General features: G+C 65.0%; 22 protein-coding genes. 7 read left to right on the top strand and 15 right to left on the bottom strand.

Translation table 11 applies throughout. From position 1 onward, the window contains the following. Nucleotides 1-12: 12 nt before the first annotated feature. The 4 genes from ShzoTeo12_RS21080 to ShzoTeo12_RS21065 all read right to left on the bottom strand — a co-directional run bounded on the left by ShzoTeo12_RS21080 (nt 13) and on the right by ShzoTeo12_RS21065 (nt 4,075). Nucleotides 13-1,137, bottom strand: a complete 1,125-nt coding sequence (locus tag ShzoTeo12_RS21080) for a Gfo/Idh/MocA family oxidoreductase (RefSeq protein ID WP_318914041.1) — start codon at nt 1,135-1,137, stop codon at nt 13-15. A gap of 65 nt (nt 1,138-1,202) precedes the next feature. Further along, nucleotides 1,203-2,219, bottom strand: a complete 1,017-nt coding sequence (locus tag ShzoTeo12_RS21075; RefSeq protein ID WP_318914040.1) for a sugar-binding protein — start codon at nt 2,217-2,219, stop codon at nt 1,203-1,205. A gap of 93 nt (nt 2,220-2,312) precedes the next feature. Continuing rightward, nucleotides 2,313-3,293 carry an ABC transporter permease gene (locus ShzoTeo12_RS21070; RefSeq protein ID WP_119254976.1) on the bottom strand — a complete coding sequence of 327 codons (981 nt, stop codon included), beginning with the start codon at nt 3,291-3,293 and terminating at the stop codon, nt 2,313-2,315. A 38-nt stretch (nt 3,294-3,331) separates the two neighbouring features. Beyond that, entirely contained in the window at nt 3,332-4,075 is a 744-nt protein-coding gene (locus ShzoTeo12_RS21065) for an ATP-binding cassette domain-containing protein (RefSeq protein ID WP_313192360.1), read from the bottom strand. 273 nt (nt 4,076-4,348) lie between these two features. Between ShzoTeo12_RS21065 and ShzoTeo12_RS21060 the strand changes: the two genes are divergently transcribed. Further along, nucleotides 4,349-5,548, top strand: coding sequence for an ROK family transcriptional regulator (locus tag ShzoTeo12_RS21060; protein WP_318914038.1), 1,200 nt, complete (start codon nt 4,349-4,351; stop codon nt 5,546-5,548). A 63-nt stretch (nt 5,549-5,611) separates the two neighbouring features. Here the strand turns inward: ShzoTeo12_RS21060 and ShzoTeo12_RS21055 are convergent, their stop codons facing one another. From ShzoTeo12_RS21055 to ShzoTeo12_RS21045, 3 genes are all read right to left on the bottom strand, one after another. After that, entirely contained in the window at nt 5,612-6,094 is a 483-nt protein-coding gene (locus ShzoTeo12_RS21055) for a DUF2269 family protein (protein WP_413251189.1), read from the bottom strand. After that, complete coding sequence (locus tag ShzoTeo12_RS21050) at nt 6,094-7,395, bottom strand: SDR family oxidoreductase (RefSeq protein WP_318914036.1); 1,302 nt, start codon at nt 7,393-7,395, stop codon at nt 6,094-6,096. Before ShzoTeo12_RS21050 ends, ShzoTeo12_RS21055 begins: the two co-directional genes overlap by 1 nt. A 144-nt stretch (nt 7,396-7,539) precedes the next feature. Next, the gene (locus ShzoTeo12_RS21045) at nt 7,540-8,265 is read right to left on the bottom strand and encodes a FadR/GntR family transcriptional regulator (protein ID WP_318914035.1); all 726 of its coding nucleotides are present in this window, start codon (nt 8,263-8,265) and stop codon (nt 7,540-7,542) included. Nucleotides 8,266-8,373: 108 nt separating this feature from the next. Between ShzoTeo12_RS21045 and ShzoTeo12_RS21040 the strand changes: the two genes are divergently transcribed. Together ShzoTeo12_RS21040 and ShzoTeo12_RS21035 are read left to right on the top strand one after the other, a co-directional pair. Further along, nucleotides 8,374-9,357 carry a bile acid:sodium symporter family protein gene (locus ShzoTeo12_RS21040; protein WP_318914033.1) on the top strand — a complete coding sequence of 328 codons (984 nt, stop codon included), beginning with the start codon at nt 8,374-8,376 and terminating at the stop codon, nt 9,355-9,357. Further along, entirely contained in the window at nt 9,354-9,635 is a 282-nt protein-coding gene (locus ShzoTeo12_RS21035; RefSeq protein WP_413251188.1) for a GntR family transcriptional regulator, read from the top strand. The genes ShzoTeo12_RS21040 and ShzoTeo12_RS21035 overlap by 4 nt, the downstream gene beginning before the upstream one ends. A gap of 128 nt (nt 9,636-9,763) precedes the next feature. Here ShzoTeo12_RS21035 and ShzoTeo12_RS21030 read toward each other — a convergent pair whose 3' ends face one another. The 7 genes from ShzoTeo12_RS21030 to ShzoTeo12_RS21000 all read right to left on the bottom strand — a co-directional run bounded on the left by ShzoTeo12_RS21030 (nt 9,764) and on the right by ShzoTeo12_RS21000 (nt 16,233). Beyond that, the gene (locus ShzoTeo12_RS21030; protein ID WP_318914031.1) at nt 9,764-10,102 is read right to left on the bottom strand and encodes a cupin domain-containing protein; all 339 of its coding nucleotides are present in this window, start codon (nt 10,100-10,102) and stop codon (nt 9,764-9,766) included. A gap of 8 nt (nt 10,103-10,110) precedes the next feature. Next, nucleotides 10,111-10,866: a 2-dehydro-3-deoxy-D-gluconate 5-dehydrogenase KduD gene (gene kduD, locus ShzoTeo12_RS21025; protein WP_318914029.1), complete on the bottom strand. Its 756-nt coding sequence runs from the start codon at nt 10,864-10,866 to the stop codon at nt 10,111-10,113. After that, nucleotides 10,863-11,705, bottom strand: a complete 843-nt coding sequence (gene kduI, locus ShzoTeo12_RS21020; RefSeq protein ID WP_318914028.1) for a 5-dehydro-4-deoxy-D-glucuronate isomerase — start codon at nt 11,703-11,705, stop codon at nt 10,863-10,865. Before kduI ends, kduD begins: the two co-directional genes overlap by 4 nt. A 25-nt stretch (nt 11,706-11,730) precedes the next feature. Then, nucleotides 11,731-12,462: an ATP-binding cassette domain-containing protein gene (locus ShzoTeo12_RS21015; RefSeq protein WP_313196414.1), complete on the bottom strand. Its 732-nt coding sequence runs from the start codon at nt 12,460-12,462 to the stop codon at nt 11,731-11,733. Beyond that, nucleotides 12,462-13,481, bottom strand: a complete 1,020-nt coding sequence (locus ShzoTeo12_RS21010; RefSeq protein WP_318914025.1) for an ABC transporter permease — start codon at nt 13,479-13,481, stop codon at nt 12,462-12,464. Before ShzoTeo12_RS21010 ends, ShzoTeo12_RS21015 begins: the two co-directional genes overlap by 1 nt. A 70-nt stretch (nt 13,482-13,551) precedes the next feature. Further along, nucleotides 13,552-14,502, bottom strand: coding sequence for a substrate-binding domain-containing protein (locus tag ShzoTeo12_RS21005; protein ID WP_318914024.1), 951 nt, complete (start codon nt 14,500-14,502; stop codon nt 13,552-13,554). A gap of 216 nt (nt 14,503-14,718) precedes the next feature. Continuing rightward, the gene (locus tag ShzoTeo12_RS21000) at nt 14,719-16,233 is read right to left on the bottom strand and encodes an aldehyde dehydrogenase family protein (protein ID WP_318914022.1); all 1,515 of its coding nucleotides are present in this window, start codon (nt 16,231-16,233) and stop codon (nt 14,719-14,721) included. Nucleotides 16,234-16,357: 124 nt separating this feature from the next. On the opposite strand from ShzoTeo12_RS21000, the gene ShzoTeo12_RS20995 reads away from it, so the two are divergent. After that, a complete protein-coding gene (locus tag ShzoTeo12_RS20995) occupies nt 16,358-17,059 on the top strand; it encodes a GntR family transcriptional regulator (RefSeq protein ID WP_318914021.1) in 702 nt (233 codons plus the stop codon). A gap of 5 nt (nt 17,060-17,064) precedes the next feature. Here ShzoTeo12_RS20995 and ShzoTeo12_RS20990 read toward each other — a convergent pair whose 3' ends face one another. After that, the gene (locus ShzoTeo12_RS20990) at nt 17,065-18,138 is read right to left on the bottom strand and encodes a LacI family DNA-binding transcriptional regulator (RefSeq protein WP_318914020.1); all 1,074 of its coding nucleotides are present in this window, start codon (nt 18,136-18,138) and stop codon (nt 17,065-17,067) included. Nucleotides 18,139-18,312: 174 nt separating this feature from the next. Between ShzoTeo12_RS20990 and ShzoTeo12_RS20985 the strand changes: the two genes are divergently transcribed. From ShzoTeo12_RS20985 to ShzoTeo12_RS20975, 3 genes are all read left to right on the top strand, one after another. After that, nucleotides 18,313-19,293, top strand: coding sequence for an ABC transporter substrate-binding protein (locus ShzoTeo12_RS20985; RefSeq protein ID WP_318914019.1), 981 nt, complete (start codon nt 18,313-18,315; stop codon nt 19,291-19,293). A 114-nt stretch (nt 19,294-19,407) separates the two neighbouring features. After that, entirely contained in the window at nt 19,408-20,916 is a 1,509-nt protein-coding gene (locus ShzoTeo12_RS20980) for a sugar ABC transporter ATP-binding protein (protein WP_318914017.1), read from the top strand. After that, on the top strand, nt 20,913-21,923 hold the full coding sequence (locus tag ShzoTeo12_RS20975; RefSeq protein ID WP_313196408.1) for an ABC transporter permease: 1,011 nt from the start codon (nt 20,913-20,915) through the stop codon (nt 21,921-21,923). Before ShzoTeo12_RS20980 ends, ShzoTeo12_RS20975 begins: the two co-directional genes overlap by 4 nt. Nucleotide 21,924 lies beyond the last annotated feature (1 nt).

Raw genomic sequence — 21,924 nt, 5'->3', positions numbered from 1 at the left:
GAACGGTTCCCTTCAGATGTCTGTCCAGCGGCCGTCTTCAGCGCCCGAGCGAAGGGCGGCATCGACGAAACGCAAGCCGCGCACGCCATCGCGAATGCCGGGCAGCAGCAGGGCGTCCGCCGCCGGAGCGCGGCCGTCGCGACGCGCGTCGATCTGGTCGGCCATGTCGAGATAGAGCCGCGCCAGCGCCTCGATGAACCCCTGGGGATGGCCGGGCGGCATCGTTCCCTTGAAAGCCGTTCCGTGCGAGGCCCGGTCGATCACCATGCGCCGGCCGCCGAGCGGCGCGAAGGCCAGTTGGTTCGCCGCCTCGACCGTCCAGCCGAGCGAGCCCTTGTCGCCATGCACATCGATCCTGAGCCCGTTGGTCTCGCCGATCGCCACCTGGCTTGCCCAGAGCAGCCCCTTGGCGCCGCCGTCAAAGCGCAGCTTGGCCGTGACATTGTCATCGACGCGGCGGCCGGTAACGAAGGTATCGACTTCGGCCGAAAGGGCGGTCGCCGAAAGGCCCGTGATGAATTCCGCAAGATGGAAGGCGTGGGTGCCAATGTCGCCGAGACTGCCGGCGCCGCTTCTTGCCGGATCGGTGCGCCATTCGGCCTGCTTGTTGCCGGTCGCCTCGGCGGCGGTGGCCAGCCATTCCTGCGGAAAGACGACGCGGACCACGCGCACCGTGCCGATTTCCCCGGCCGCCACCATGGCGCGCGCCTCGCGCACCATGTCGAAGCCGGCATTGGTGTAGGCGACACCGAAAAGAGAGGCGCTGTCCGCCGCCGCCGTCCGGAGTGCGAGCGCCTCATCCAGCGTGGCGGTCAGCGGCTTGTCGCAGAGAATGTTGACGCCGGCATCGAGGAAGGCGTGGCAGGCGGGCGCATGCAGGTGGTTCGGCGTCACCACGGCGACGAGGTCGATGCCGCCGTCGGTTGCCTCGCGCTTCGCCATCGTCTCGAAATCGTCATAGCAGCGCTCGGGGGCGAGACCGAGATCGTGCCCGCTTTCCCGCGCGCGAACCGGATCGCTCGAAAGGGCGCCCGCGACCATCGAAAAGCGTCCCGTCATCGCGGCGGCGGCACGGTGTGCGGCGCCAAAGAACGCACCATTCCCACCGCCGACCATACCGAGTTTCAGCGTTCTCATGTCCCTGTCCTGTCTGGAATGGGGTGGGCCGACGTTTTCCGCCGGCCCACCCCTCTGGCGACGTGTTACTTGGCGGCCACCTTGCCGCAGGTGGTCAGCGCATCGGCCGGGGTGCAGGTCTCGGTGCCGGTCTGGATGAACGGCTCGAGCTTTTCGCCCTTGGTCAGCTTGTCGAGGGCCATGATCGTCTCGTAGCCCATGTCATAGGGGCGCTGGCCGATATTGTAGTGGCTGAGGCCCTCGGCGAGCAGCGGAAGCTGCGGGCCGAAGTTGTCGCCGAAGACCACGACGAGATCCTTCTTGTCGAGGCGTTCCTTCAGCGGCTCCATCGCCTGCTTGTAGGCCTGCGGCGCATACTGCGCCCAGCCGCCGACGGCGACGAAGGCGGAGAGGTCCGGATGATTGGTCATGACGTCGCGAACCTGCTGGGCGGCGAGCGCGATATCGTCATTGTTGTAGACCGGGCAACCGGCCGGCTCGGTCCAGCCGTTCTGGCCGGTGAGCGCTTCGACCGGCTGGTCCTTCGAGGCACCGGCGAGCGTGTCGCGGATGCCCTGGACACGGGCCTTCAGGTTTTCAGAAGCCGGCGCGCCGGACTGGATGCAGACCGTGCCGCCTTCCTTCTTGTTCTCCAGCACCTTCTTGGCGAGCTCCACGCCGAAGGAATAGTTGTCCGTGCCGATATAGGTGGCGCGCAGCCCTGCGTCTTCGGGCAGCACGTCGGTGTCGAAGGTGACGACCGGGATCCCCTTGTCGTTCGCCATCTTGAGGATGCGCGCCATCGCCTTCGGGTTGCCGGCGGAAATGCCGAGCCCGTCGACGCCGCGGGTGATCATGTCCTGCGCAAGCTGCACCTGCTTGGCTTCGTCATATTCCGTCGGGCCGATATAGGTGCAGGTGACGTCGCCGAGCTTTTTGGCGGCGTCCTTGCAGCCGGCGTCGATCGGCGGGCTGAAGGCGTTGTTGAGCACCTTGAAGACCAGCGCGAATTCCCGGTCCGCGGCATTGGCCGTCGAGGCAAAGGCGCAAAGCGCGATCGCCGCGGACGACAGGGTAAATTTCAGGCTTCCTGACAGCGACATGGTATCTCCTCCTTGGTTCGCTGTTAAAGACGTTTCATTTCACGGCGCGGCGGCACTCCTCCCCCGCGCCCTGACCTTATGCGGGCGCGGCCGTCAGCGGCGCAGCGACCGGATGCGTTCGAGGAGCACCGCGGCGAGGATGAAGCCGCCGACGAACGTGCCCTGCCAGAACGGATTGACGCCGGCGATCAGCAGCGCGTTGCGGATCACCTCGATCAGGATCGAGCCGATCGCGGCACCGAGCGCCGTGCCGAAACCACCGGTCAGGGACGCGCCGCCTATGACCGTCGAGGCGATGGTCTGCAATTCGTAGCCCGTGCCGATGGCGTTCGTGACGGCGCCGAGCCAGCCGACGAGGAAGATCGCGCTGACCGCGGCCATCAGGCCACTGAAGGCATAGGCCGAGACCTTGATGGCATCGACCGAGATGCCCGCGAGACGCGCAGCGCTCTCGTTGCCGCCGATGGCGAAGATGTAGCGGCCCCAGCGCGTCATGGTCAGAAGGCAATGCAGCACGATGACGAAGACCACGAGCGCATAGACGACATTGGGAACGCCGAGCGTGTAGCCGCCGCCGAGCGCCAGGATCGATTCCGTCGCCGTGCCAAACTCGTAAAACACCTGATTGTCGCTGATGACGAGCGCAAGGCTGCGCCCGATCGACAGGGTCGCCAGTGTCACGATAAACGGTGGCAACTTGGCGAACGTGATGACGGCGCCGTTGAGTCCGCCGAAAACGAGGCCGACGGCAAGCGTCCCGGCGATGCCGACCGGCAAGGGCGCGCCGGCATTCAGCAGGACGCCGAGGGTCACGCCGCTGAGCCCGAGGATCGAACCGACGGAAATGTCGATCCCGCCGCTGATCAGCACCGGTGTCATGCCGAGCGCCATCAGGCCGATGAAGCAGGCATTCTGCAGCACGTTCAAGAGGTTGCCGGACGTGGCGAACTTGCCGGAGATCATCGAGACGGCAAGGCCAAGCACGACAATGGCAATCGCGATCCACATTTCCTGCGTGAGCATCAGACGGCGCAGAAGCGATCGGTCATGGCGCTTCAGGAGGTCGATGTTCATGTCGGGGACGTCTTGCTGGGACATGGTTTCCTCCCTTCTCAGGCGGCGTGGATGGCGCCGGTGATGAGGCCGGTGACCTCCTCCGGGCTGGACTGGTTTATCGGCTTGTCGGCGACCTTGCGGCCGCGCCGCATGACCACGACACGATCGCAGACATCGAAGACATCGGGCATGCGGTGACTGATGAGAATGACCGAGAGGCCCTGTTCCTTCATCCGCCGGATCAGCGCCAGCACCTCGGCCACCTGCCGTACGCTGATGGCGGCGGTCGGCTCGTCCATCAGCACCAGCTTGGAGTTGGAAAGGCGCGTGCGAGCGATCGCCACGGCCTGCCGCTGGCCGCCGGACATGCGATCGACAAGATCGGCCGGCCGCGTCTCGGATTTCAGCTCGCGGAAGATTTCGGCGGACCGCGTGTTCATCAGCTTCTTGTCGAGCACCCGGAACGGCCCGACCTGCCGCATCGGCTCGCGGCCGAGGAAGACATTGGCCGCGGCCGTCAGATTGTTGCAGAGCGCGAGATCCTGGTAGACGACCTCGATGCCGTGCCGGCGGGCATCGGCCGGGCCGGAGAAACTGACATCCTGGTCCTCGAAGACGTAGCGGCCGGAGGTCGGCTGGAAGTTTCCGGCGATGGTTTTCACCAGCGTCGACTTGCCCGCGCCGTTGTCGCCCATCAGGCCGAGCACTTCGCCACGGTTGATATCGATCGACACGCCGTCGAGCGCGCGGATGGCGCCAAATTCCATGACAATGTTTTCGAGACTGGCAAGCTTGCTCATCCAACCTCCTCCCTGAGCCTGGATAAATATCTTTCTTAAAGTAAGAAATAGAACGCATTTACCTTTGTCAACGAGGAATGTTTTTGCGCTCCCGCAGGCAATTTGCGTCAGCAAAGCTGACATAATGGACTCAAGGCCCGATTTTCGTGAATTTTTCTCGTGGACGGCAAATCGTGAGCCGCGAATTTGCCCGAAACAAAATGACATTTTTTTATAAAAGTAATAAACGCAATGACTCCAGACATCGCATGCGGAAAGGCGGGGGATTTCGACATGGCAGACCAGACCCTTGCCAAGGAAATCAACGAGCGGCAGATCCTTCGTTTTCTGCGGCTGGGCGGGTCGGCGAGCCGGGCCGATATCGCCCGTCATCTCGAGGTGACACCGGCCTCGGTGACGCGCCTCGTCAACGGTCTCGCTCTGCGCGGACTGGTGCGCGAAGTGCAGCCTGAAGAAAAGACGCCGGGGGCAGCGCGCGATGCCGGGCGGCCGGGCGTGGCACTCGCGCTCAACCCGAGTGCGATCTATTTCCTCGGGGTCGAGATCGGTGTCGGCATTCTGCGCTATGCCCTTATCGACCTGACGGCAAACAGCGTCGCCACTTCCGATGTGCATGTCAGCCGCACGATCACGCCGGAAGAGGTCGTCGACGCGATCGCCGCGCATGTGGCCATGCTGGAGCGCGATCTTCGTTATGCCGGCCGCGTTCAGAGCGTCGGCGTCACGGTACCCGGCGTGGTCAATCTGGAAGGTTTTGTCATCAACCTGCCGATCCTTGGCTGGAAGGAGGTCGATCTCCTGACACCCCTGCAAGCCGCCGTCGGCCGGCCCTGTTTCGTGGAAAACGACGCCGGCGCCGCGGCGTTCGGATCCGTCTACACCATGCCGGAACTCCAGACCGGCTGCTCCGTCTTTCTCGTGATCGGCCGGGGATGCGGCGGGGCGGCGGTGATGAACGGCCGGCTCCTGCGCGGCGCGAGCGGCGCCACCGGCGAGCTCGGCCACATGCGCATCGCCCGCGATGGCGCCGTTTGCAGTTGCGGACACCGCGGTTGCCTTGAAAGCCATGTCGGGCTCGACGCGCTCGCGCGGTCCTATCTGGGGACAGACAGTCTCGAAGAGGCGCAATTCGAGGCGCTTTCGGCGGAAGTGGCCGACCGTTTCAATTCCGGCGATCCCACGGCGATTGCGTCCGTGGCCGATCTTGCGGGATGGCTTTCACTGGCTATCGTCAGCCTTGCCAATATCTTCAATCCCTCGACGGTCTTCCTCGGCGGCGCGCTGGGCCCGGTACTCTCCCTCATCATCGAGGGCCTCCGCCGGGATGTCGCCGCCGGCATCGTTCCGGGTCTGCCGGCGCCGGAGGTTCGCCTGTTCAGTCTCGAACCCTACGAATGCGCCATCGGCGTTGCTGCCATCGCCCATCAGCGCTGCTTTGACAGCTCCCGCGTCGACAAGGATATGGCCGGCTGATCATCCGTCGCTCCCGTCAGGCCATTCCGTCGTTCGGTTTCAACAACGGACGCTCGAGACACGTCAGAAGAACGCAAAAGACGGTTTCACGAGCATGAGCCAGAGAATGCCGATAACCGCGAAGAACGCCGGAAAACCGCACAGAAACCAGATGCGATAGAGACGGAAGTAGGCTGGCGGAAGTACCTCGTTGTTGATCGCGGCAACGTGGGCGAGATTTCTCAGCCTGATTTGAATGGCCACAACCGGCAGCCAGAACAGGCCGGTCAGAACATAGAGAAGAAGCGACAGGGCGATCCAGGCTTCGGTGAGCGACCATCCGATCTCTCGGGCGAGCAAGTATCCCGTGACCGGCTGGAGGACGACGGCTGTGGCGGTGAAAAGCGTATCGGCGACGACGACCGTTCCCGCGACATGGGCGATGAGGGAGGAATTACGGGTCCGATGAGCCATGACCATGAAGAAGGCGATGCCCGCGCCCGTGCCGAACAGAACGGTCGCGCCGACGACATGCAGCAGCCGCAGGATATCCACCCATTCCGGCATCAGCGCTCCTCCAATATCGCGATGGCGACACCCGCAAGGACCATGGAGGGAAGAACCTTCACGAACGGGCCGAGCGGGTCGAGCCAGAGGCCCGGCGTGAGGATCGTTCCACCGGCAAGATAGGCCGCAGAGACGATGAGCATGCCGAGCAGGGCGCGGCGCGTCCACGGTCGATAGAGAACGGTGAGCCCCAGCGCGATATCGACGGCGCACGTGGCGAAGGTCATGAACCAGACGGCAGCGACGGGCATGAACGGCCGCAAGAAAGAGGCCGCGCCTGCGGGGTCGACAAGCGGGATCAGCCCGGACAGCATCCAGAAGATCGACAATACCACCACGATCAGCGGCTTGAGCAGGTAGAGCCGCGCGAACCAAAGGTCCTGCACACCCGCAGGATGGCGCGCGAGGGCCTGCGATGCCTTCATGAAGGTCATGCCGGCCGGCACGGCACCCTGACGCCCCGACGATACGCCGCCAGCCATCACGGCTATCGCGGTCGACCGCATCGCAGACCGCCAGCCGAGCTTGCCCGCCAGATCGGCAAGCGCGCTGACCGGTCCGGCAAGAAAGCCGGGAAGCGCCAGGATGCGGGCCGGCGGAAGCCCCAGCCACGCACGATGCAGCGTCACCAGATCGCGGAAGCTCATGTCTTCCGCTGCCGCGAGATCGTAATCGCCATCGGCGGGGATCATGCCGGTAACGGCTCTGGCGACACAGGTTGCGACGTCCTCCACCGAAACGGTGGCTACGGGACTGTCGGCATAGGCAAGGGGGATCGGTCCCGGCAGCGCGGAGAGCGAACGCAACAGCGCTGTGCCGCCGAATGCATTGCGGCCGATGACGACGGCTGGGCGCAGGATGATATGTGGCACGCCGCTGGAAGCGAGCGCACGGTCGGCCGCGCGCTTGGTGCTGAGGAAGGCCGTCTCGGCGCCGGCATCCATCGTGTTGGCGGAAATCTGAATGACGAGGCGGAGGCCCGCCTGCTTGGCGGCCTCGTATAGCGCCAGCATGGCTCGCTCCTGCGCGGCGGCGAGATCGTCATGGAGGCCGTCCTGCAGGGCCCCGGCGCAATTGACAACGATATCCTGACCCCGGAGGAGCGGCGCCCAATCCGCGGCCCGGCCGAGATCGTTGAGGTCAGCCTTCAACCACCGGATATCGGGATGCTGGTTTCTCGCACGGTCGGGATGCCGGCCAAGCCCTGTGACGGCATGCCCTTCTTCGCGAAGCCTGCCAGCGATGACGGAACCGATAAAGCCCGTGGCTCCCAGTACCAGGACGCTGAAGCGTTGGGACATATACGACTCGTCTTCTTCCGGATGTTCAGTTCAAGGGCCGGTCTCGGCGTGCCACCTTTTCCGAGATTTGACAATTCCCTTGGCAATGACCACGCAGCGGATGGTCGATCCGAGCGGGCGACGACGCCGCAGGCTCTGCCGAATTCAGGGTGCGGTGTCTTGGCGGACGATCCGGCCGGGCTGCTCGCAAAGGATCAGAAGCCGACGGATGGCTTCCAGATGGAGCTTCATGCTCGCATGAGCCTGAACGCTGTCCCCCGCTTCGATCGCCGTGACGACAGCCATGTGCATCGCGCTCTGAGCGGCCGCATATTCGCGTTTGCGGGCCTCCCGGAAAATCGCATCGTGGCGCCGTTGCCATGCGGCGCGACCGCGAACGGAAGCCAGAGACGTCAGCATCGCCGCAAGAAGCGCGTTGCCGCTGGCGCGCGCCACGGCCTTGTGAAAGGCATCGTCGAGCGTCTCGTATTCCCGCCAGTCGCGAGCCGCGCCCGTCGCGGCCGCCAGACGCCGCAGCACGACAAGGTCTTCGGGCGTCGCCGACCGTGCCGCTGCCGCCGCCAGTGCCGGCTCGTAAACAAGCCGCGCCTCCATCAGATCCATACTCGATACGGTATCGATCACCCGATCCAGGGAGCGTTCGACGGTCGCGGGCGCGCCGCCGACAAACGTCCCCTGTCCCTGATGGCGCCAGAGAACGCCATCGCGCTCGAACCGGCGCAGGGCCTTTCGAACCGTCTCCCGGCTACAGCCGAACAGATCCGCAAGGGCGCGCTCCGATGGAAGCCGGTCCTGCGGGCCGAGATTGTGACGTTCCAGCAAGGCGCGCAGCTCCTGCTCAACCTCATGGACGGACTTGCGCTCTGCCATCGTGCCGATCCTTTCCAGACCAATTTGTAGACCATTTCCCAAGATCAATACACGAAATCCAGGACAACAAGTCGAATGAGACACGTCTCGGAAAATTATGGATCGCAAATGCGCATGGACCCCTTCCTCATCCTGATGATCGCTGCGGTGATCGTCGCGACAATTTTCCCGGCAACGGGTCGCTGGGCTGACAATGTCGATCTGCTCGGAACGATCGGCGTCGCCCTGCTTTTCTTCGGCCATGGCGCCGCATTGTCGCACAGGGCGATCCTGACGGGCCTCAAGCAATGGCAGCTCCACGCCTTCATCTTCGCCACGACGTTCCTGGTCTTTCCCCTTATCGTCCAGCCGCTGCGTCTCCTCCCGCAAGGCATATTCCCGCCGGACCTTCTCCTCGGGTTCATCTATGTCGGCGTGCTCCCTTCCGCGATTTCCTCTTCGATTGCCTACACGGCCATGGCGAAGGGCAATGTGCCGGCCGCCGTGTGCAACTCCGCCGGCTCCAACGTATTCGGATTGCTGCTCACGCCGCTCCTCATGACCATCTTCATGCGCTCTTCCGGCGCGATTGACCTGGGCCAGGCGCTGCATGACGTCGTTCTCGAATTGCTCCTGCCCTTTGGTCTCGGACAGCTTTCGCATCGCTGGCTCGGCCCTCTGCTCGCCAGCCGCAAACACTGGCTGGAGAACTACGATCAGTCGGTCATCGTGCTCATCATCTATTCGGCGTTCTCCAAATCCGTGACCGCAGGGCTTTGGCAGGTTCTGCCGGCCGCCGGTTTGTGCCTGGCCGTGGTCCTGTGCACCATCCTGCTCGCCGCGGTGGTCGCCTTCACGACCTGTGGCTCCCGCCTGTTCGGCTTCTCCCGTGAGGACGAGATCGCGGCCGTTTTCTGCGGCTCCAAGAAAAGTCTGGCCTCGGGCCTGCCGCTGGCCCAGGTGCTCTTCGCGGGCACGTCCGGCTTCGGCATGATCGTGCTCCCGATCATGCTTTACAACCAGATCCAGATACTTGTCGGCGCGGTCCTGGCGCGCCGATATGCCGTCCGGCTCACGCAGGCCGATCCTGTCGGGCAGAACGGCGCGGCATGAAACGCAACCCCTCGGACCTCGCCGCATCGGCCGATCGGCTCGCCCCCCTGGAACGCCAGCCCCTGAATATCCAGGTCGCGGCACGGTTGCGCGCCGAAATCCTCGCCGGTCACCGGCTGCCCGGCGAGAAGCTGCCCAACGAACTCGATCTCAGCGACCGCTACGCAGTCTCCCGCGCAACGATACGCGAGGCCATCGGCATGCTGGTCTTTGCCGGACTGGTCGAAAGACGTCACGGCTCGGGGACGTATGTTACGCTGGGACACCTCCCGGCCTGAATTTATCCAAGGCGCGCGTGAAGGTACCTTTGTCGGGGTGCCAGCACCCTTGCCGCGGATGACTGTCCGGCTTTTGAAGTTTAGGTGAAGCGTGCTTATCCTTCCCCAAGCAAGGGGACCAGCCTCACTCAATTTTGGTCAGTGAGAAAATCACGCCTGCATGGCGTGAAGGTGTCGATCAACAGGCCATCTGTCAGCGCCACAACCCCATGCACGAGGTTCGGGGCGACGATGAAGCTGCTTGCGGGGCCGAGCCGCGTGGTGACGCCGTCGACAGTCACGTCGAAATGGCCTTCGGCGACATAGCTCACCTGGGTATGCGGATGCGAATGCAGGGCGCCGATGGCCCCCTCCTCGAAGCGGAATGCGACGAGCATCAGTTCCGGGCGGTGGCTCAGCACGGCGCGGCGGTTGCCGGGAGCGACTTCGGTCCAGACGGTATCTTCGGGTAGCGTATAGGGCTGCATGGGTCCTCTCATCGGGCAAGCCAGCCGCCATCGACGGGCAGGATGGCGCCGTGAACGTAATCGGAGGCCGGGCTTGCGAGGAAAACCGCCGCGCCGGCCATGTCTTCGGGCCGCGCCCAGCGGCCGGCGGGAATTCTCTTCAGGATATCGGCGTTGCGCTCGGCATCGGCACGCAGGGCCGTCGTGTTGTTCGTCTCGACATAGCCGGGGGCGATGGCATTCACATTGATGCCGCGCGCCGCCCATTCGTTTGCCAGAAGCCGGGTGATGCCGGCAAGGCCGCTCTTGGCCGCCGTGTAGGACGGCACCCGGATGCCGCCCTGGAAGGACAGCAGCGAGGCGATATTGACGATCTTCGCCGGCCGCCCCGCCGCTATCGCGGCTCTGGCGAAGGCCTGGCAGAGGAAGAAGACCGATTTCAGGTTGGTATCGAGCACGGCATCCCAATCCTCCTCCGTGAAATCGAGCGAATCCGCGCGGCGGATGATGCCGGCATTGTTGACGAGGATGTCCGGCGTTGCGCCTGCAGCCAGCGCCTCGGAAATGACGGCGGCGGCGCTGCCCGGTCTGGAAAGGTCCACCGTCACGCTCTTGAACTGCCGGCCGGCCGCCTTCACCTCCGCCTCGGTGTCCGTCATGGCGGAGCGCCCGACGCCGACGATATCCGCACCGGCCGCCGCGAGCCCGACGGCGATGGCGCGGCCGATGCCGGTATTGGCCCCGGTGACGATAGCCCAGCGGCCGGAAAGGTCGAAAAGGCTCATCGCAGCGCGTCCATCGGAACCTTGTCCATGTCGGTGAAGCTCATATTGTCGCCAGCCATGGCCCAGATGAAGGCGTAGCGCCCGGTGCCAGCGCCGGAATGGATCGACCAGCCCGGCGACAGCACCGCCTCGTGGTTCTTCAAGACGACATGCCGCGTCTCGCCCGGTTCGCCCATGAAGTGGAAGATGCGCGTCGCCGCCGCCATGCCGAAATAGAGATAGACCTCCATGCGCCGGTCATGCACATGCGCCGGCATGGTATTCCAGACGGAGCCCGGCTCGAACATGGTGAGACCGACGAGAAGCTGGCAGCTCTCGCAGACGTCGGGATGGACATACTGGTTGATGGTGCGATGGTTGGATTCCTCCGCCGAGCCGAGATGCACCTTCCTTGCCATCTCGCGGGTGATGTGCACCGTCGGGCAGGTCCGGTGGGCCGGCGCGCTGAGGATGTAGAACAGCGCGGGCGTCGCCGGATCGTCGCTGGCAAAGCCGAGCGCGCCCTCGCCCATGCCGATATAGATCGCCTCCTGGAAACCGAGCGAATGGTCCCTGCCGCCGACGCTCACCGTGCCGGCGCCGCCGATATTGATGACGGCGGCCTCGCGACGCTCGAGGAAGCTGTCCGTGCCGGTTTCGGCGACATGGCCGATTTCGAGATTCTTGTCGGTCGGGGCCACGCCGCCGACGATCATGCGGTCGAGATGGCTGTAGGTGAGGTTGACCTCGCCGGGCCGGAACAGGCCCTCGATGACGAAGCCGTCACGCAGCCCCTGTGTATTGCGCCTTGCGGCGTCCTCGGGTCCTACGGCCTGGCGTACGGATACGGAAAGTGTCACGGCATCTGCCTTTCAAGATTGGGGATCAGGTGAGCACGACGTAGTCGGTGAGCTGGCTGATCGTCGTGTCGGCCTTGGCGACGTCGAAGACCTTGGTGCCGTGGCTCATGATCACGAAACGGTCGCAGACCTGGTAGGCGTGGTAGATATTGTGCGTCACCAGCACGCTGGAGACGTTCTCCGCCTTCAGCTTCAGCACCTGGTTCAGCAGTGCCTCCGTCTCGCGCACGGAGAGCGCCGAGGTCGGCTCGTCGAGCAGCAGCACGCGCTTCTTGAAATAGACCGCGCGGGCGATGGCGACGGCCTGCTTCTGGCCGCCGGACAGGTTGCCGACCAGCGTATCGGGGGAGTCGATACCGGATATATGCACGGCGTTCTGCAGCACCTCCATGGCGATGGCGCGCATCTCGGCCTGCCGGAGGAAGCCGAAGCGGTCCGTCAGTTCGCGACCCATGAAGATGTTGCGGGTGATGGAGAGGCTGTCGACCAGCGCGGTGTGCTGGTAGATCGTCTCGATGCCGGCATCGGCCGAATCCGACCGGCAGGTGAAGAGCGTCTTCCTGCCGTCCACGCTGAGATAGCCATCCGTCGGCTTGTGAATGCCGGAGATGAGGTTGACCGTTGTCGACTTGCCGGCGCCGTTGTCGCCGAGGAGGCCCACCACCTCCCCCTCGCCTATATGGAAGCTGAGATCGCGCAGCGCCGTCAGCGCGCCGAAGCTTTTCGAAATGTTGTGCAGTTCGAGAAGATGGGACATCACGCAACGCCTCGCCGCTCGATGAGATGGTTGAAGATGGCGGCCAGCACGATCAGCGTCGCGATGAACATGTCGAGATAGAAACCGGGTGCGCGCAGCAGCAGAAGCACGTCGGTGATGGTGTGGATCAGCAGCACGCCGAGGAAGATGCCGACGATCGAGCCACGCCCGCCGCGCAGGGACAGGCCGCCGATGACGCAGGCGGCAATCGCCTGGAGTTCGAGGCCGGCGCCCTGCCCCGGCTGCACGCTCCCGACGCGGGCCGTCGCCAGGATGCCCGCCATCGCCGCCATGCCGCCGGCAATGGCGAAGGCGATCAGCTTGACGCGGCTGGTATTGATGCCGATGGCCTCGGCCGCGCCGCGATTGCCCCCCGTCGCGAAGACATGGTTGCCGAAGCGGTGGCGGTGGAGCAGGAAATGGAAGCCGACGACGAAGAGCACGATCCAGATGAAGGCCGCGTTGATGCCGAGGAGCGTGCCGGAAAACAGGCTGGTGAAGATCGGCTCGGGATCGAAGCGCACCTGCACCGCGCCGTTGTAGAGCAGCACCGCGCCGCGCCAGAACAGGAGGCCGCCGAGCGTCACGATGAAGGACGGCAGACCGAAGCGCAGCGTGATATGGCCGTTCAGAAGCCCGATCATGAGGCCGACGACGATGCCGAGAGGGGCAGCGACGAAGGCGCTGACCCCGGCCCCGACGAGGCTTGCCATCAGGACGGCGGTGAAGGTGTAGACGGAGCCGATGGAAAGGTCGAATTCGCCCGCGATCATCAGCACGCCGGCGCCGAGCGCCAGGCACCCGAGTACGGGGATCGCCTTCATCAGGATCGTCAGGTTCTGCGGCGAGAGATAGCGGAACTCGTTCGGATAGATCAGCGCGCCGGCGATGCAGACGATCTGCAACGCCATGAAGACGAGGAAGATCGCCCCGGCGGGCATCGCCATGATCTGCTTCAGAAGGGATTGTCTTTGCGTGCGCGAACGGGGCGCGGCACTGTCGGCTAGGATGGGTGTCACGGTCTGGCACTCGATCGTTGGGGAACGGGGAACCCGCCGGTTCATGCCGGCAGGTTCCCGCGATATCCGGTTAGCGGTAGCTGCCGATCAGCGGCTTGACCGAGCTGATGCGCGACTTGTCGAGGAAGGCGCCCTGCCCCGTATCGACATCCGTCGGGGTCAGCCCGTACTTCTTGGCAAGCGCGATCTGCGCGATCGGGTAGTAGCCCTGAAGGTAGGGCTGCTGGTCCATGGTCGCGAACATCGCGCCGGACTCCACCGCGTTGACGATCTCGACCGCAAGGTCGAAGCCGCCGAATGGGATATCGACGCCGGCATCCTTGATGGCGCCCGCGCCGACCGTCGAGGTGACCGACCCCGTGCCGAACAGCGCCTTGACGTTCGGATTGGCGATGAGGAACTGGGCGATGATATTCTGTGCTTCGGCTGGATCGAGACCGGCGCGCACCGTCTCGACCTTGATGCCGGCTTCCGTCATCGCCTTCTCGATGCCGCCGCCGCGCGCGACGGCGAAGCTCGCCTCGGGAATTTCGCGCGGGTTGAAGACGACATCGCCGGACTTCAGGCCGAATTCCTTGATCATCCGGTTGCCGAGCTCGTAGCCCGAGGCGAACTCATCCATGCCGACATAGGCCTGGCGGCAATTGCCCTTGGCGCCGTCGAGGTCGTCGTTGTTGAAGCCGATGACGATAATGCCGGCCTTGACGGCCGCGCAGATGCTCTCGTCGAAGGCGTCCGACGAGGAGATCGCGACCGCGATGCCGTCGACGCCGCTCGCCGTCGCGCTCTCGATCAGGTCGTTCTGGCGCACCGGATCGTTGTTGGCATATTGCACGTCGAGATCGACGCCGAACTGGGCGGCTGCGTCTTGCGCACCCTTCACCACGGGATTAAAGAACTGGACACTCGGATCGAGGTAGATGATCATCGTGGCCTTGACGTCCGCGGCAAGCGCCGTGGTCGCCATCATGGTGGCGGCAGCCGCGGCCAGGCCTGCGGCTTTCAACCTGGTCAATCTCATTTGCGTATCCTCCCTTTGGATGTGCAATGCGGGTCCAAAAGACCCAAGTCTCGGCTGGCGGGCTCCGACCAAAGATTTCGCCAGCCGAGATTTTCCTCCGGAACCTTTCCGCGCCTCTACGAAACGCGAAAACGCCCTATCTCTTTGTTTTTTCGCAATTCCGGACGCAAAACCGTTTCACACTTTTGCTGGAATTGCCCCTGCCGAAGCAGCCGGTCATGCGAACCAGGGCGCCGGGCGCCCGAGCGTGACGTGCACGCCCTTGAACTGGGAATATTCGTCGAAGCCGTAGCGGCCGAGCTCGCGGCCGAGGCCGCTCTTCTTGTAGCCGCCGATCGGCAGTTCCGGCGTGCCGTCGATGACGCTGTTGATCCAGCAGCGGCCGGCGCGGATGCGGCGGATGCTCTGCAGGGCGTTTTCGAGATTGGTCGACCAAACGGAGGCCGACAGGCCGAATTCCGTGGCATTCGCCATCGCGACCGCCTCCTCCGCCGTCCTGAAGGTCAGCGTCGAGAGCACCGGCCCGAAGATTTCCTCGCGGGCAATAGACATGTCGGGCGTGACGCCGGCAAAGACCGTCGGCGCATAGTAGAGCCCGGCCTCCCTGCCGACCCTCTCGCCGCCGAGCAGCAGTTCCGCGCCGGCGGCAACGCCCGCCTCGACATAGGAATGCACCTTCTGCGCATGCGCCTCCGAGATCATCGCGCCGATCCTGGTGCGCTCGTTGAGCGGATCGCCGAACGTCACCTTGCGGGAAATGTCGAGCAGGCGCTCCATCAGCGCGTCGCGGATGCTTTCCTCGACCAGCAGGCGGCTGCCGGAAATGCAGCACTGGCCGGCATTGTGATAGACGCCATAGGCGATGCCGTCGGCCGCAGCGTCCAGATCCGCATCGGCAAAGACGATCTGCGGGCCCTTGCCGCCGAGCTCCAGCCCGACGCGCTTGACGCTGCGCGCCGCGATCTCGCCGAGCCTGGTGCCGACGCGCACGGAGCCGGTGAAGGCGACCATGTCGACGCCGGGGTCTTCCGCCAGCACCTGTCCCGCCGGATCGCCATAGCCGGTGACGACGTTGAAGACGCCATCCGGGATGCCGGCTTCCCGGGCCAGCTCCGCCATGCGGATCGAGGTGCCGGAGGTGAATTCCGACGGCTTCAGCACGACCGTGCAGCCGGCGCCGATGGCCCACGGCACGCGCTCGGAGGCGATGATGAAGGGAAAGTTCCAGGGCGTGATGATGCCGACGACGCCGACCGGCTCGCGCAGCACGAGGCCGAGGCGGTCATCGCCGATATTGTTGTGGCTCTGCCCTTCGAGCGCCCGCGCCTGACCGGCCGCATAGGACCAGAGGTCCGCGCAGAAGCCGATCTCGCCGCGCGCCTGGGCGATCGGCTTGCCGACCTCCAGGCTTTCGGCAAGCGCCAGTTCCTCCTGATGCGCAAGGATAAGGTCCGCCACCTTGAACATCAGGCGCGAGCGCTCGGCGCCCGACATGCGCGGCCACGGGCCGGTATCGAAGGCCCGGCGGGCCGCCGCGATCGCGAGGCGCACGTCATCCGCCGAAGCCTCCGGCCAGGTGCCGACGACCACGCCCGCATGGCCGGGGCTCACGCGGTCGATCGTCCTGCCGGATGCCGCATCGACGGACTTGCCATCGACAAGCATCCGGTAGCGGGATTTAATATTCAGCCGCGGGTCACGAGAATCGGGTGCAATGAAATTGGACAGCAATATCGTCTTCCGGCCGGCCAATGGATGCCGGCCCCTCCCTGTTGATCCGGCTGTCAGGCCGCCGGATTTCTGTTGCGCATGAATTGTATGGTACTGTATGGTGGCTTCAAATGGATGTCAACGCATGACGGCGGCAAAAGAGATGAACCTTGAATCCCTCAAGATCGACACCGGCGAAACCGCGGCGGCGCAGGTCGAGCGCGACCTGCGGGAATTGATCATCCGCCTGGAGCTCGCCCCCGGCATGCGGCTTTCCGAACAGGAAATCGCAACCCGCATGGGCGTCTCGCGCCAGCCGGTGCGCGAGGCGCTGATCGCGCTCGGGAAATCGAAGCTGGTGGATATCCGCCCCAACCGGGGCACGGTCGTCGTGCGCATCTCGGCGCGGCAGATGATGGAGGCGCGCTTCGTGCGGGAAGCGCTGGAGACCGCCGTCGCCCGCCGCGCCAGCGAGGCTTTCGACAGCTGGACGCGGCGCAGGATCGACACGATCCTTTCCCGCCAGAAGGCGGCGATGGAGGCGCACGACCACAATGCCTTCCGCCGCGAGGACGAGCAGTTCCACATCGCGATTGCCGAGGGGGCGGGCTGCGGCCTCGCCTGGAGCGCCATATCGGACATCAAGGCGCATATGGACCGGGTCTGCAATCTCCAGCTCCGCCATCCCGATTCCATGACCCGGCTGATCGCCGAGCACGAGGCGATCATCGACGCCATCGACACGCGCAACGCCGACGCGGCGGAGGCCGCCATGCGCAGCCACCTCAACGGCATCCTGGCCGACCTGCCGCAGATCGAGGCCGACAATCCGGACCTGTTCGAATAGGGCGGCTAGCTTTTGCGGGTGGCGCCTGTGGTTTCGCGCACCACCAGCGGCCCATCGACCTTGATGGTCATGGGACGCATCTGCTTGCCGTGGATCGCCATGTCGATGAGGATTTCGGCCGCCTTCTGGCCCATCTCGTAGTTCGGCAGCACCAGCGTCGAGAGCGGCGGGTGGGTGTAGCGGGCAAGTTCCTGGTCGTCGTAGCCCATGACGGAGACGTCGTGCGGCACGCGCAGCCCCTTTTCCTGCGCCGCCTCCATGACGCCGATGGCCATCAGGTCGTTGCCGCAGAAGATCGCCGTCGGGGGATTGTCCAGCGAAAGAAGCTCGAGGCCCGCCTCGTAGCCGCGCAGCGGCAGCCAGTCGCCGTCGCGCACGAGGCTCTCGTCGAAGGCGATGTCGGCGGTGGCGAGCGCCTGCTTGTAGCCCTTGAGGCGATCCATCGCCGCGTCCATCCAGGGTTCGCCGTTGATGAAGCCGATGCGCTTGTGGCCAAGCGACGTCAGATGCGCCGTCGCGGCAAAACCGCCCGCCACCTCGCCCGGCACGATCGCCACATGCTGGCGCGGCTCGCAGTAGCAGTTGAGGAGGACGGTCGGGATGGATTTCAGCGCCTTGGGCACCGAGACCTTGCGCGTGAAGATCGTCGCATAGATGACGCCGGCGATCGACGGGTCGCGCAGAACCGAGCGCAGCACGGCCGCCTCCAGATCCGGATTGGAGCGCGTGGCATGGGCGGAAACGAGCAGCCCTTGCTCGAAGGCATGGTCACGGATGCCGTCGAGGCTGACGACGGGATGGGGGCTGGTGGAGATTTCGTCGACGATGAAGGCTATGGTATCCTTCTCGACGGCGGGCGCGGCGGCGACAGGGCCGCGCGTCGCGGGTAATTTATAACCTATTTTATGAGCAGCCTCGCGCACCTTCTGCTGCGTTTCGGGCGAGATGCGCGAACCCGACATCTCATTGAGCACGAGCGAAACGCTGGACTGCGAAACGCCGGCAATGCGCGCGATATCCGTCATGGTCGGGCGTCCGCTGCCCTGCCTGTCCGAATTGCGCCCGTTTCCTCTTGCCATGCGTCGCTCCCTGCCCTCGACGTGCTTTGCACTGCACGCGGACTTTTTGCAAGTGCTCATAATTTTGGCTCTTGACTGCTCATATTATTAGCGCAAGATTTGCACATGTGAAGCAGGAATCTGCTCACGTCCGGTAGAGGAGTACCGGCCAGAACCTGGGAGGAGAAACCGCTCATGACATTCATGTCCCGTCGCACCTTCATGCTTGCGGCAACAGCCATCGGCGCGCTTGCCGTCGCCGGCGTCGCAATCGCCGAAGTGCCGAAGCTCGCACAGAAGGACACCTACAAGGTGGGCTTCGCGCAGACCGAATCCAACAATCCCTGGCGCATCGCCCAGACGAACAGCATGAAGGCCGAGGCCGAGAAGCTCGGCTACCAGCTCGTCTATACCGACGCCGCCGGCTCGGCCGCCAAGCAGGTCGCCGACGTCAACTCGATGATCGCCCAGGGCGTTGACGTCATCTTCCTCGCCCCGCGCGAGGAAAAGCCGCTGATCCCGGCCGTCATGGCCGCCAAGAAGGCCGGCATCCCGGTCATCCTGCTCGACCGCTCGGTCGATCCCTCGCTCGCCAAGGCCGGCGAGGACTACCTGACCTTCATCGGCTCGAACTTCGTCGAGGAAGGCAAGCGCATCGCCGAATGGCTCGCCAAGAACGCCAATGGCAAGTCGAAGATCATCGAGCTGGAAGGCACGACCGGTTCCTCGCCGGCAAACGACCGAAAGAAGGGCTTCGACGAGGCGATCAAGGCGGTCGGCGGCTTCGAGATCGTCGCCTCGCAGACCGGCGACTTCGCCCGCGACAAGGGCCGCCAGGTGGCCGAGGCGCTGCTTCAGGCGCATCCGGATGCCGACATCATCTACGCTCACAACGACGAGATGGCGATGGGCGCCATCGCGGCGCTGGAAGCGGCCGGCAAGGTGCCGGGCAAGGATGTGCTGGTGCTCTCCATCGACGGCGGCAAGGAAGCCGTGCAGGCGGTGGTCGACGGCAAGATCGCAGCCGTCGTCGAGTGCAACCCACGCTTCGGGCCGAAGGCCTTCGAGACGATGCAGCGCTACGCCAAGGGCGAGGCCATCGACCCGATCCTCGTCAACGATGACAAGTTCTACGACGCGTCCAACGCGGCCGCGGAACTCGACGGCGCCTACTGATCGAAACTCCCAAGCCATATGCGGCCGGGGCGGCACCACCGTCTCGGCCGTTTTCGAGCGATCTTCCGCCGGTTCGGGTGTAGGTTCGTCATGGGTGGGATAGAGGAGGAACCGATGCTTCTGTCCATGCAGGGCATTTCCAAGGCGTTCGCCGGCGTCGCCGCGCTGAAATCCGCCTCGCTCGACGTCGAGCCGGCGGAGGTCATGGCGCTGGTCGGGCAGAACGGCGCGGGAAAATCCACGCTGATCAAGATCCTCACCGGCGTCTATCGCCGCGACGAAGGCAGCGTCACCTTCGATGGCAGGGAGGTCGATTTCTCCATGCCCGCGCAGGCCCAGTCCGCCGGCATCGCGACGATCTACCAGGAAATCAACCTCGCCCCGCAGCGCTCGGTGGCGGAGAATATCTACCTCTCCCGCGAACCCAGGCGCTTCGGCCTGATCGACCACGCCGCCATGCGGCGCGGCGCGGAGGCGGTGCTGAAGACCTTCAATCTTTCCATCGACGTCGACCGTCCCGTCGCGCATTTCGATGCCGCGACCCGGCAGATGGTGGCGATCGCCCGCGCGGTCACGCAGAACGCCCGCCTCGTCATCATGGACGAGCCGACCTCCTCGCTCGACGAGCGGGAGGTCGCGGTGCTCTTCGAGACGATCCGCACGCTGAAGCGCTCCGGCGTCGCTGTCATCTTCATCGGCCACCGGCTGGACGAGCTCTACGCGATCTGCGACCGCGTGACGATCATGCGGGACGGCCAGACGGTGGCGAAAAGCCCGATGGCCGACATGCCCAAGATGGCGCTGGTGCGCCACATGCTCGGCAAGGAGCTCGCCGCCTTCCAGGCTATGGCGCCGGACGGGGACGTGCCCGACCGGCCCGTCCGCCTTTCCGTCGAGCATGCCGGCGCGGGCGTGCGCGTGCGCGACGTGAGCCTCGACGTGCGCGAGGGCGAGATCTCGGGCCTTGCGGGCCTGCTCGGCTCCGGCCGCACGGAGACCGCCCGCCTCGTCTTCGGCGCGGACAGGATGCAGCGTGGCACCATCCGCATGGACGGACGGGAGCGCGCCTATCGCGAGCCGGCGGATGCGATCGCCGATGGCATCGGCCTCGTTTCCGAGGACCGCAAGATCGACGGCATCGTGCCCGACATGAGCATCCGCGAGAACATGACGCTGGCGCTGCTGCCGAAGTTGAGGAAGGCCGGCATCGTCGACCGCGCGCGGCAGAACGAGATCGTCACCCGCTACATCCGGGCGCTCGGCGTCAAATGCGCGTCGCCCGACCAGCCGATCAAGGAACTCTCCGGCGGCAACCAGCAGAAGGTGCTGCTTGCCCGATGGCTGGCCACCGATCCGCGCGTCCTCATCATCGACGAGCCGACCCGCGGCATCGACATCGGCGCGAAGTCGGAAATCCTCAAGCTCCTGCGCAGCCTCGCCGACGAGGGCCTCAGCGTGCTGATGATCTCCTCCGAGCTGGAAGAGCTTCTCGCCGCCGCCGACCGCGTCACCGTGCTCAGCGACGGCACATCGGTCGCGACCCTGCCGCGCAGGGAACTGAGCGAGGCGGCGCTGCTTTCGGCCATGGCCCATCAGGTGGACCCATCAGGTGAAATGACATGACGACGATCGAGACCCCCGCCCCGCAGCCGTCGGGCACGCTCTCTTCGGGCGGCCGGCTGTTTTCGCTGGCGAGCCGCTACGGCACCTTCGTCGCCTTCCTGGCGCTCATCGTCTTCAACATCGCGGTGACGCCGAACTTCCTATCCTGGCAGACGCTGAACGTGAACCTCACGCAGGTCGCCACCATCGTCATCGTCGCCACCGGCATGACGCTGGTCATCGCCACCGGCGGCATCGACCTTTCGGTCGGCTCGCTGATGGCGATATCGGGAGCGCTGGCGCCGATGATCTTCATGGGCCAGTTCTGGCAGGTGGAGAACATGGCCTTCGCCGTGGCGCTCGCCTTCGTCATCCCGGTCGCGGTCGCGGGTCTTTTCGGCCTGTTCAACGGGCTGCTCGTGACGCGTTTCTCGATCCAGCCGATCATCGCGACGCTGGTGCTGTTCATCGCCGGCCGCGGCATCGCGCAGGTCATGACCAACGGCAATCTGCAGGTCTTCAGAAACGAAGGATTCCAATTCATCGCCATGGGCCGCGTCGCCGGCATTCCGGCGCAGGTCGTGCTGATGATCGTCATCGTCGCGCTCGCCTCCGCCATGATCCGCTACACCGTCATCGGCCGCCAGGTCATCGCCGTCGGCGGCAACGAGAAGGCGGCGCGGCTGACGGGCATTCCGGTCAAGCGCGTCAAGCTGCTGGTCTATATGATCAGCGGGGCGCTGGCCGGGCTTGCCGGCCTCGTCGTTGTCGCGCGCAATTCGGCGAGCGACGCCAATCTCGTCGGCCTCGGCATGGAGCTCGACGCCATCGCGGCCGTGGCCGTCGGCGGCACGCTCCTGACGGGCGGGCGGGCCAACATCGTCGGCACCGTCATCGGCGCCTTCGTCATCCAGCTCGTGCGCTACACGCTGCTCGCCAATGGCGTGCCGGATGCCGCCGCCCTCATCGTCAAGGCCGGGCTCATCGTGCTCGCCGTCTTCATCCAGCAGCGCGCCGACAGGCATTGAG

The organism is Shinella zoogloeoides (assembly GCF_033705735.1).
Taxonomy (GTDB): Bacteria; Pseudomonadota; Alphaproteobacteria; order Rhizobiales; family Rhizobiaceae; genus Shinella; species Shinella zoogloeoides_A.
Note: the sequence above shows the minus strand (reverse complement) of the source record. Positions and strands in the feature narration are given on the sequence as shown.